At 53.3% G+C, this 10,577-nt stretch carries 10 protein-coding genes; 8 read left to right on the forward strand and 2 right to left on the reverse strand.

The window, feature by feature from the left end; translation table 11 throughout:
* The first annotated feature begins 58 nt into the window (after window positions 1-58).
* Window positions 59-397: a winged helix-turn-helix transcriptional regulator gene (locus CHH75_RS05570; protein WP_095265529.1), complete on the forward strand. Its 339-nt coding sequence runs from the start codon at window positions 59-61 to the stop codon at window positions 395-397.
* Window positions 398-685: 288 nt separating this feature from the next.
* Entirely contained in the window at window positions 686-1,339 is a 654-nt protein-coding gene (locus CHH75_RS05575; protein ID WP_095397650.1) for a YitT family protein, read from the forward strand.
* Between the two features lie 243 nt (window positions 1,340-1,582).
* Here the strand turns inward: CHH75_RS05575 and CHH75_RS05580 are convergent, their stop codons facing one another.
* Complete coding sequence (locus CHH75_RS05580; protein ID WP_095265531.1) at window positions 1,583-2,863, reverse strand: MFS transporter; 1,281 nt, start codon at window positions 2,861-2,863, stop codon at window positions 1,583-1,585.
* Window positions 2,864-3,009: 146 nt separating this feature from the next.
* Here CHH75_RS05580 and CHH75_RS05585 point away from each other — a divergent pair, with 146 nt between their 5' ends.
* The 6 genes from CHH75_RS05585 to CHH75_RS05610 all read left to right on the forward strand — a co-directional run bounded on the left by CHH75_RS05585 (window position 3,010) and on the right by CHH75_RS05610 (window position 9,442).
* Window positions 3,010-3,684: a response regulator transcription factor gene (locus CHH75_RS05585; RefSeq protein WP_095397651.1), complete on the forward strand. Its 675-nt coding sequence runs from the start codon at window positions 3,010-3,012 to the stop codon at window positions 3,682-3,684.
* The gene (locus CHH75_RS05590) at window positions 3,681-5,504 is read left to right on the forward strand and encodes a sensor histidine kinase (RefSeq protein ID WP_095397652.1); all 1,824 of its coding nucleotides are present in this window, start codon (window positions 3,681-3,683) and stop codon (window positions 5,502-5,504) included. Before CHH75_RS05585 ends, CHH75_RS05590 begins: the two co-directional genes overlap by 4 nt.
* Before the next feature lie 146 nt (window positions 5,505-5,650).
* Window positions 5,651-6,340: an SGNH/GDSL hydrolase family protein gene (locus tag CHH75_RS05595; protein ID WP_095397653.1), complete on the forward strand. Its 690-nt coding sequence runs from the start codon at window positions 5,651-5,653 to the stop codon at window positions 6,338-6,340.
* 34 nt (window positions 6,341-6,374) lie between these two features.
* A complete protein-coding gene (locus CHH75_RS05600) occupies window positions 6,375-7,781 on the forward strand; it encodes an MBOAT family O-acyltransferase (RefSeq protein ID WP_095397654.1) in 1,407 nt (468 codons plus the stop codon).
* 16 nt (window positions 7,782-7,797) lie between these two features.
* The gene (locus tag CHH75_RS05605; protein WP_095397655.1) at window positions 7,798-8,943 is read left to right on the forward strand and encodes a DHHW family protein; all 1,146 of its coding nucleotides are present in this window, start codon (window positions 7,798-7,800) and stop codon (window positions 8,941-8,943) included.
* 4 nt (window positions 8,944-8,947) lie between these two features.
* Window positions 8,948-9,442 carry a DUF4358 domain-containing protein gene (locus tag CHH75_RS05610; protein ID WP_095397656.1) on the forward strand — a complete coding sequence of 165 codons (495 nt, stop codon included), beginning with the start codon at window positions 8,948-8,950 and terminating at the stop codon, window positions 9,440-9,442.
* Between the two features lie 80 nt (window positions 9,443-9,522).
* Here the strand turns inward: CHH75_RS05610 and CHH75_RS05615 are convergent, their stop codons facing one another.
* On the reverse strand, window positions 9,523-10,377 hold the full coding sequence (locus tag CHH75_RS05615) for a manganese catalase (RefSeq protein ID WP_095265538.1): 855 nt from the start codon (window positions 10,375-10,377) through the stop codon (window positions 9,523-9,525).
* Window positions 10,378-10,577 lie beyond the last annotated feature (200 nt).

Here is a 10,577-nt window from a genome sequence, read left to right on the forward strand (position 1 = left end):
GAGGATAGATAATATACTTCAGTATAGTTAATATCTACAGAGCAGGAGGCGGATAACGATGGGAAATAAAGCGAACAGCTATATCCCGAAAACCCCGGATCACATCGAATGCAACATTGAGAAGACATTGCTTGTGCTCGGAGGCAAATGGGCCTTCCTCGTGCTTCGCGAGCTTTTTTGCGGGACCAGACGCTTCGGGGAGCTTCAGCGAAGCATTCCTAACGTCAGCCCGCGCGCCTTGACCAGCACCCTGCGCCATCTTGAAGAGCAGGGCGTTCTGGAGAGAACCGTATATCCGACCGTTCCGGTCACCGTGGAGTATACACTGACGCCGAAAGGAATGGATCTGCACGGCATCTGCAAGGAAATGAAGCTGTGGGCGGCTCGCTGGACATAATAGGGCCCGGTAGGGGTGGTCTGGCCGGGATGGAGCAATCGGCCATCCGTCGATCCATTACATAAGCGTCCCTTATACCTGCTTTACCCTTACTGACCTGGTGAAACCTAAGCCGGGCATTGCCTGAAGAACCGACAAGGCTCTTTCGGACAGTGCCCGGCTTTTTTGCGCGTCTATTTCATTTTTCCCGCCAATCGATAATCATTCCTCCGCCGTGACAAGCATACATTAATAGAGCATAAGCAGGACTGGCTTAAGACTTCTATTCCACGAAGGATGATTATTCGTATGCGTATACCATTCCTACCGGGCCGCGATCCCAGCTTCATCCGCAGATTGGTCAACAAGCTGTCCATGATTGCCGCAGGCTCGATCATTCAGGGCTACGCCATGGCCGTATTCCTGTTCCCACATGCGATTCCCTCCGGGGGCGGGGCCGGGATTGCCGTTCTGCTCAACCACGGTTTTGGCATACCGATGAGTCTCGGATTATGGTTCGCCAACATTGCGTTTCTGCTGTTTACCGTCCACTACCTGGGCAGCGTGAGCGCCGTCGGGACGGTGCTGGTTATTACCATAACCTCTGTGTCCGTCAACTTCTTTGAAGTTTATGTGACGCCGCCGATGAACAACGTATGGCTGGATCTGCTGCTCGGCTCGCTCCTGCTCGGGACAGGCATTGCGCTGCTGATGAAGCAGCGGGTATCCAACGGCGGGATTGGTTATGTGGCCCTCGCCATATACAAGTACAAACGCATTCATCCTGGCACTTCCTTGTTCTGGATGAACGGCTTTATTTTTGCGCTGACGGCCTATGTCATTGATTGGCAAATCATCGTTCTGGCGGTGCTGTGCCAGTGGCTCTCCACGCGAATGATCCATTTCATTCTTCGCATCCAGAGTCCGAGGCCGGCGCTGCGCCCGGCTTGGCGCAAGAAGTGACCTCCTTGCCCGTACGGCGCACGCTGCATGACAAGCTTCGGTCGACGACATCCACCTGCCAGGCTATCATCGCCGGGAGCGCCTGGTCGTCCACCGGAACCGAAGCTTCGTTCTCGCACTAACGTATGCGGATCCGTCCGCTTCGTCCGGCAGATGCTGACAGACATGGGGCTCCTGATCATAGCCCGCGCTCACACTCGCACCTATGTCTGTCTTTATCGCATCGGACTCATGTCCGTCGGTTTACCGTCCTCCAGCAGGCTTCAGCATACCGACACGGCCCTTCTCCCTCTTCCCTTCAGGCCTCCGGTCCTGTTCTCCTTCCTCATGCTCCTTGTTCACCCGAATCAGGAACAGCGCCAGCAGGCCTACGAGCAGCGTAAAGGCCGCCAGTGACAGAAACATCCCGACCCGCGACCATTCCATCAGCCATCCGAACAGCGGCGGGCCAATCGCCACACCGAAGAAACGGACGGAGCCGTACAGCGAGGTGACAAAGCCTCTTCGTTCCTTCCCTACCGCACCGGTAATAAAGCTGTTGACACAAGGCAGAATCAAGCCGGTTCCGAGACTGCTAATGGCAAGCACGGCGATGAACAGCGTCAGATGCCCGATAAACGACAGCAGCGCATAAGAAATCGTCATAAACGCAAACCCAAGCACGATGAGACGCTTCATCAGCTTTTGGTTTTTGCCGATTTTGCTGCCGGTAACATACGAGGTTGTACACATCACGAGCAGCGGAACCGCCAGAATCAGCCCCTTGACCACCCCTTCGATGTGATGGGTCTTCTCCAGCACCTCGGACAGGAAGAACAGAATGCCGAACAAAGTGAACAGGCATGTGGCTCCGGCGAGATAGGCCGTCAGCAGCCATCTGCCTTCATGCTTGAACACGCTGGCGAGACCCTGAAAGTACTTTTTCACCCCTGGGGGCTTCTCGCTCTTCTCCTTTTCCTTGATAAAAATCCACGTCAGAATGATCGAAATGAGCACCACGCCCGGAAAAGCAAAAAACACGCCATACCAAATGATCAAACCGATCAAAGAGCCGAGAATCGGCGATATGACCTTCCCGAAGCCGTTTGATGCCTCGACAAGCCCGAGCACCCGACTCTCTTCAGAGCCCTTGAATAAATCTCCTGCCAGCGCCATCGCAATCGGAGCTGTTCCCGCTGCCCCGATGCCCTGAAGCGTCCGCCCTACCAGGATCCAGGCATAAGCATTGGCGAACAACGCTGCCGCAAAGCCGGCCAGAAGCCCGCCAATCCCGTACAAGAACAATGCCGGTATAATAACCACCTTGCGTGAGAACCTGTCAGATAAATAGCCGAGCACCGGAATCGCGAATGCGGCTACCAAGGAGAACATCGTGATCGTCAGGCTGACCTGCAATGAGGTGAGATGAAGCTCTGACTTCATCTTCGGCAGCACCGGAATGATCATCGAGTTTCCAAGTGTCATAATAAGAGGAATCGATCCGATCGCTACGATCGTTTTAGTGGAAGTACGCTGTTCACCCATACTGCTGCAAGTCCCCTTCCTTCGTCAAACATGCGCTTAGAATGTCCTGCCAGGTTACCCTTTATTCCAGATGCAGCATTTGTTTCGTTGCAGAAATCATGTTAGTATCCAAAGCGAGATCGAGAACATGATGGCGAGGTTGTTATATGTCAACAATATTAATTGTGGAAGATGAAGTCATCCTGCGGGAAGTGATGAAGGATTATTTGCTGGAGGACGGTTATCAGGTGCTGGAGGCCGGCGATGGCAAAAAAGCGCTGGAGCTTGTAAAAGAGACCGGCGTGGATCTGATCATTCTGGACATTATGCTGCCGGAGATGGACGGATGGTCGGTGTGCAAACGAATCCGCAAGGAATCGGACGTTCCGATCATCATGCTGACAGCCCGCTCCGATGAAGACGATACGCTGATGGGCTTTGAGCTGGGGGCAGACGATTATGTTACCAAGCCGTACAGCCCGCCGATCCTGCTGGCCCGAGTCAAGCGGCTACTACAGACCCGGCAGCTCCGTGTACAAGCGTACACTTCCCTCACCTGCGGCAGCATCACCATTCATTTTCCGTCCCGAACGGTTACGGTGGATGGGGCTCCTTGCAGCTTGACGCATACCGAATTTGAGATGCTCGCTTATTTGATGAAGAACAGAGGCATCATCATAACCAGGGAACAGTTAATTACCAAGATCTGGGGGTATGACTATATTGGCGATGACCGGACGATCAACAGCCATATCCGCAATCTGCGGGCCAAGCTGGGAGAACACGCCGGGCATATTGTCACCGTTGTACGATCAGGCTATAAATTCGAGGAGCATCCATGAAGAGCATTGTACTTAAGCTGTTTCTGCTGACCACGATGGTCTGCCTGCTCACAGTCGCCATTATATTTGTTGGACAGACCGTGTTCTTCAAGCAATTCTATGCTCATCAGAAAATACAGGACGTCCAATCGGCCATTCAAGCCTATGTCGAAGATGAACGCAAGGCTGGTGACAACCCTCAAGCGCTCGCAGAGCTGGAACAGGATTTCTATCGACAGCATAACACTTGGATTGCCACCCTGGACGCGCAAGGGCGCTTGAAGTTTACAGACGATTTTCTGATGGAAATTAGACTGGATCAAGCCGAGGGCTTCGATCTTGCTGATGCCGTACTAACCGTTCCTTTGTACAGTGTGATGAACGCGGAGGATTTCTACAGCGATCGTCCGTTCCCTCAGCCCTGGGTACAAGAGGGAGAAGAGATCACAATCGAAGGCATCATGATCCACGGGCAGCCTATTCCCCAGCGCATGGGAAGGGACGTCTCCAATCTGCGTTCAGAGAATCGCCTGGAGAACAGCCAGATGGTAAACAAGGAGTTCGAGATTCTCCATAACCGCTATCATAGCAACGGGACCAAGTATCGTGAGGCCTACCCCGGATTTCTGGTCCAAGGTACGATTACACAGCTTCGAACTCCTGAAGGGGCAGCGGCCGCGCGCTATGCCAACCGCTTATTTATGGATCGCATCCTGGCGTTTCAAGCGGACCTGCTGTACGGTGACTTCGATCCCTCCCCGGGTCCCCATCCCGTTATGGATTTCTCGGAAAATCAGGTGAATTACAAAATCTTCGTCGAGCGCAGCCAAGACGGCGAAGGAAATGCTGAATATGTGTTTGCGATGACGTCGCTGCAGCCGGTGAATGAAGCGGTGGGGATGCTCGAACAATACTACGTGTATGTGATTATCGCCACGATCCTGCTGGTGATGCTCGTTTCCTTTTATTATTCCCGGCGGATATCCCGTCCTCTGCTGCGCATGAATCGTGTCACCCGGCAAATGGCAGGCCTGGATTTCTCGGAGGATCTTCCGATTACAAGCAAGGACGAGATCGGCAGCTTGTCGCGCAGCATCAATGAGCTGTCCGGACGGCTTCATGCTCATATCCTCCGCTTGGAGGAGGACATCGAGAAGGAGAAACAGCTGGAGCGTACGCGTAAAGAATTCATATCCAGCGTTTCGCATGAGCTCAAGACGCCGCTGAGCGTTATTCAGAGCTGCCTTGCCATTCTGAAGGACGGCATCGCCCCTCATAAACGGGACTATTATTTTCAAGCGATGGAAGATGAGGTCAGCCGCATGGATATGCTGATTGCCGATATGCTGGAGCTGGCCAAGTATGAATCCGGAACGTATAAAATGAACATGGACTCCTTTTCTATCGATGCCGTCATCGAGCGGACCTGCGTTAAATTGGCGGATGAACTCGCGGCTAAACAGCTGCATTTGCATACTTCCCTGCCGCCTGTAGAGGTCATGGGCAACGAGCTTCGGATTGAACAGGTCATCGTCAATTTCCTGACCAATGCAATTCGTTATACGCCGGAGCAGCAGGCCATTCACATTACGATCTCCAAGGAGACGGATAGCGCCCGGATCTCCATCGAGAATAAAGGGGCTCGCATTCCGGATGAGCAGCTGGAGAGAATCTGGGACCGCTTCTACCGCGGCGAGCAATCACGCGGCCGCGCGACGGGCGGAACCGGACTTGGCCTTGCGATATCCAAGAAAATTCTGGAGATGCACGGCGTGCCTTATGGCGCGGTTAACACAGACGATGGGGTTTTGTTTTATTTTCATTTACGCACAAAAACGTAGAGCGAAAGGCTCTGCGTTTTTTTATTTGAGCTTGATCTCATCTGCACTTCATCTTGATCTCGGCTGGCTACACTCGTTCTCGAAGCTTCAGGTGTACAGACACCGACTTGCAGAAGCTCTTACACCAACGAAGGAGAAGATGAGCCATGAAAAAGATTATGATGATATTCCTTACGGGAAGCCTGGCGATTGCCTTGACTGCTTGCGGACAGGATGCACCCGTCATCCCTGAATCGGAGGGACAAGTTTCTCAATCCCCCGAGACGCCCGAGTCGCGGGGAACCAGCTCAACCGGATCAATGAACACCGATGCTCAACTGTGGTTTGAAGACAGTGTATTTTTCGGAGATTCCATTACGGAAGGGTTATCCTACCACGATGTGCTTAAGGAAGAGAATGTTCTGGCAGGCGCGGGAAAAACGTCGGAATTCGCACTTAAGGATGTTGAAGAGCTGGCCAAGCGAAACCCGAAGCGAATCTATATCCAGCTCGGCTCGGACGATATTCTGTGGCCTACGGACGATCCGATAGCGTACTCCATGAACAACTACGCCAAGCTGATTGAGGATATGAAGCAGCTGCTGCCGCAAGCAAGGATTACGCTTCTGTCCGTCACGCCGGTAACAGAGGCAGCAGAGGACAAGGAGCCGCGTTACAGCCGGATCGCAGATTACAATCACAGCCTCAAACAGCTCGCGGAGCGGGAGAACGTTCATTTTATCGATATCTCTCCGATATTTGCAGACAGCCCGGATCTGTATGATACCGACGGGATTCACTTCAAGCCCGAATATTATCCGATACTGCTGGAGTTTCTGAAGGATCAGGTGGAGTAGGCCGCTGCAGGCTGCCATCCGGAGGTGACAATACTTGGTCTTTAGCAGTCTCAACTTTCTGTTTCTTTTTCTCCCGCTGGCGCTGCTGGTCTATTATCTGTCGCCGAGGAAGCTGCGAAATGCTGTGCTGCTGGCGGCAAGCCTGATCTTCTATGCGTGGGGAGAGCCGCTGTACATTCTCCTGATGATCGGATCAACGGTATTCGATTATATGAACGGACGGCTGATCGAAAAGTACAGGCACCGGAAGGCGGTCCAAAGCACGGTGTTTATCGCATCGATGACAGGCAGTCTGGCGGTTCTCGGACTGTTCAAATATGCCGGTTTTGTCGTGGACAATATCAATCAGCTGTTTCACCTGAATATCGAGGCGGCTGATCTGCCGCTGCCCGTGGGGATTTCCTTCTACACATTTCAGACGATGTCCTACGTGATTGACGTCTACCGCGGCAAAGTGCCGGCGCAGCGGAATATCATCTCTTTCGGCGCCTACGTGGCCATGTTCCCGCAGCTTGTTGCCGGCCCGATCGTGAAGTACAGCCACATTGCCGCCCAGCTTGAATCCCGCAAAGTGACGCTGGAGCGCTTCGGGGAAGGCGCAGAGCTGTTCATGAGAGGCCTTGCCAAAAAAGTGCTGCTGGCCAACAATATCGGGCTGCTATGGGCCCATATCAAAGCGGAGCCGATCGAGCAGCTGAGCGTACTGTCCGCATGGCTGGGCATAGCGGCATTTACGCTGCAAATTTATTTTGATTTCAGCGGATATTCCGACATGGCGCGCGGGCTTGGCAAGATGTTCGGGTTCGATTTCATGGAGAACTTCCGTTACCCCTATATCTCCAGAAGCGTGACGGAGTTCTGGCGGAGGTGGCATATTTCGCTGGGCTCCTGGTTCCGCGAGTATGTGTATATCCCGCTTGGGGGCAATCGATCAGGGCTGGTGAAGCAGCTTCGCAATTTGGGGATCGTCTGGTTTCTGACCGGCTTCTGGCATGGGGCCAGCTGGAACTTTATCATCTGGGGATTGTATTTCGGCGTCCTTGTGATGACCGAGAAGCTGGTCTTGCTGCGCTGGCTTGAACGCAGCCCTGCCGTTGTCAGCCATGTCTACACACTGCTGGCGGTAATGGTAGGCTGGGTCTTGTTCGACCTGGAGCCTATAGCTTCCGCCTGGCATTTCATCGGCGTGATGTTCGGCAGCGGCGCACACGCTGCAGTAGACCAGAAGGCGCTCTATGATCTGTCGACGTATGCGGTCCTGCTTGTTCTGTCAGCTATCTGTGCAACCCCGCTGCCTGGGGCGATACTCACCTTAATCAAGCAAACATGGAGAACGGCCGGGATCGTGCTCATCCCATTGATTTATGCGCTGCTCCTGGTGCTGTCTACCGCCTATTTGGTCAATGAAAGCTATAATCCATTTTTATATTTTCGATTCTAAAAAAGGGGGGACGGACATGGAACGGAATGTTACCCTCATTCGAAAAGCGCTGGCTGTTCTGCTGCCGCTGTTCATTGCTGTATTCGCCGTCCTCCATGTCGCGATGCCAGATCGGTCATTCTCGGAAGCGGAGAACCGGGTGCTTCTGCAGCTGCCTCGCTTTTCCCTGAAAGCATTGATGTCCGGACAATTCACTGCCGACTTCGACCAATACGTGTCCGATCAATTTGTGTTCAGGGATGCCTGGATCGGGGTGAAAACCGATGTGGACCGTGCGCTGGGAAAGAAGGAAAACGGCGGTGTCTTTCTGGCGGAGGACGGATATCTTATCCAAACATTCAATCCCCCTTCTGAGGCGGATGTGGAGAAGAGAGCCGAGGCCATCCTAGCCTTTGACCGCGCGACGCCGGAGCTGCGGAAATATGTCATGCTGGTGCCGACCGCAGCAACCGTGCTGCAGGATAAACTGCCTCCATTCGCTTCGGCCGGGGATGAGCTCCAGTATCTGGACCGGATGCGAAGCAGATTTCCGGCCACGGTTCATGATATTGATGTATATCCGGCACTGGATGCTATGCGGGAGAAGCCGATTTTTTATCAAACCGACCATCACTGGACCACCTTGGGAGCTTACACCGCTTACGTTGAGCTATGCAAACACCTGGGACTGAACCCGCTGCGCCAGGATGAATTTGATATTCGGCAGGCCACTGACCACTTCTACGGATCGCTGTATTCCAGAAGCGGATTTCGCCATCTCCGGCCCGACCGGATTGAGCTGTATTGGCCGAAGGACCCGGTGAAATATACGGTAACCTACGTCGATGAAGGGCTCACTACAGATTCGCTGTATGCCGTGGACCAGCTTGAAGCCAAGGACAAATACGCGGTGTTCCTGAACGGAAATCATGGACTCGTCCAGATCAAGACCGCCCATCCCAGCAGGAAGAAGCTGCTCTTGGTCAAGGACTCGTATGCCAACAGCTTGATTCCGTTTCTGTTACCGCATTTCAGCGAGATTGATGTCGTTGACTTGAGGTACTACGAGGAGGATTTAGCCTCGTTTGCGAAGGCGCGAGATTTTGATGATATGCTGCTGCTGTACAATGCCAACACGTTTTTTGAGGATTCGTCTATATTAACCTTGCATGAATCGGAGTGATCTAATGAGACAAACACAATTACGTATATGGAGCTTCCCCCTCGTCCTGCTTGCCCTTGCCGTTGCCTTCGGCATATTATCCGGCTGCTCCGGCAGCGGTACGAACGCTGAAGAACCAGCCTCGGCAGCTGAAATCGGGCAGGCTATCGAGCAGGCGGTACGATTGGATCATATGAATAAGGGCGATCTGGATAAAATTCAGAAAATATATCGGATCGACAAGGATGACATTGCAGACTTTGTGCTCTATACGTCGGCATCCAATGTGAAAGCTGATGAACTTGCTGTGATTCAACTCAAGGACCCGGGCCGGATTGCGAGTGTTAAGGAGAACATCGAGCTGCACATCGAGCGCCAGAAAGCCAAATTTAAAGACTATCGGCCTGACGAATATTATCTGGTTGAACGGCATGTTATGAAATCAAAGGGTTCCTATGTCTTATTCGCCGTATCCGACCAGGCTGATCAAATGGAACGCGTATTTGATGACGCATTCTAAACACAACAGCAAGCGACCGTCCTCCGACTTATCACGGGAACGGTCGCTCTTCTATTCCTTGGAATCCTATTGATGCCTGCTTATTTCAGTCCGCGTCCTTCGTTCGCCACATAAGGCCCGGTTCCTGGCACGGAATGCTGATGCATCGCTGCCGGCTTAAGCTCAGGGGCACCGCCGCGTGCTTGCGGATTCTCTACGTATTCGAAATTGCCGGTTCCGTCCGGAAGCGGCCCGGATGCCCAAGGCCCTTGTCTGCTCTCTTCTCCGACGGAGAAATTAATGAATTGACGGGTTGCCTCTCTGACGGTACGCTCTCTCGGGAAGGAAGCCGGTGCCACTGGCCCGTCGATCGCTTCCAGTTCTTCAATGGCAGCCAGCCACTGATTCTGGTGCAAAATATCACGGGAGATCATAAAGGACAGCATGTCGCGCACCCCTGCGTCTGTCGTCTGCTCGTACAGCCGTACGACCTGCAGCAGACCTTGCGTCTCTGCATTCAGATTGGCGCGGAAGTCGGCCAGCAGGTGGCCGCTGGATACGATGTAGCGGCTGTTCCATGGGAAGCCGTTGCTGTCCGTCGGGGTCGCGCCAAGACCGGACACAATCGCATGCTGCGGATTCATGCCGCCAAGCGCAGCTGCAATGAGCGGATCCTGAGCCGCTTTATCCACTTCATCAGCCGGTGCGCCGTCCAGAAGCTGGGCAATCATCGTGCACAGCATCTCCACGTGACCGATTTCCTCGGTGCCGATGTCCAGCAGCATATCCCGGTATTTTTGCTCAGCCCGGCAGTTGAAGCCCTGGAACAAATACTGCATCATGACCGACATCTCACCAAATTGTCCTCCAAGCACCTCCTGCAGCTTGCGCGCAAACACCGGGTCCGGTCTTTCCGGTTTCGCCCGGTACTGCAGCTCTTTCATGTGGATAAACATACGATCATCCTCCTTCATCATGCTGTTTGTTTGTATATGAAATTAACGGGGTCGATTATCATATACCCGCCCTGAGAGCGGCTAATCAGCTCGAGATGACGCTAGCCTGCTGGCAACCGCCTATAAACAGCGCGGATCACGCTGCCTCGGACTGGCTATTCTAAACGCCAAGTGCCCAGAACGAAGAAATCCCGCAAACC

It is taken from the genome of Paenibacillus sp. 7541 (assembly GCF_002276395.1).
Lineage (GTDB): Bacteria > Bacillota > Bacilli > Paenibacillales > Paenibacillaceae > Paenibacillus_AQ > Paenibacillus_AQ campinasensis.

Coding starts and splice junctions, on each gene's coding strand:
- CHH75_RS05570 (WP_095265529.1), top strand. CDS start 59: ATGGGAAATAAAGCGAACAGCTATATCCCGAAAACCCCGGATCACATC.
- CHH75_RS05575 (WP_095397650.1), top strand. CDS start 686: ATGCGTATACCATTCCTACCGGGCCGCGATCCCAGCTTCATCCGCAGA.
- CHH75_RS05580 (WP_095265531.1), bottom strand. CDS start 2,863: ATGGGTGAACAGCGTACTTCCACTAAAACGATCGTAGCGATCGGATCG.
- CHH75_RS05585 (WP_095397651.1), top strand. CDS start 3,010: ATGTCAACAATATTAATTGTGGAAGATGAAGTCATCCTGCGGGAAGTG.
- CHH75_RS05590 (WP_095397652.1), top strand. CDS start 3,681: ATGAAGAGCATTGTACTTAAGCTGTTTCTGCTGACCACGATGGTCTGC.
- CHH75_RS05595 (WP_095397653.1), top strand. CDS start 5,651: ATGAAAAAGATTATGATGATATTCCTTACGGGAAGCCTGGCGATTGCC.
- CHH75_RS05605 (WP_095397655.1), top strand. CDS start 7,798: ATGGAACGGAATGTTACCCTCATTCGAAAAGCGCTGGCTGTTCTGCTG.
- CHH75_RS05610 (WP_095397656.1), top strand. CDS start 8,948: ATGAGACAAACACAATTACGTATATGGAGCTTCCCCCTCGTCCTGCTT.
- CHH75_RS05615 (WP_095265538.1), bottom strand. CDS start 10,377: ATGTTTATCCACATGAAAGAGCTGCAGTACCGGGCGAAACCGGAAAGA.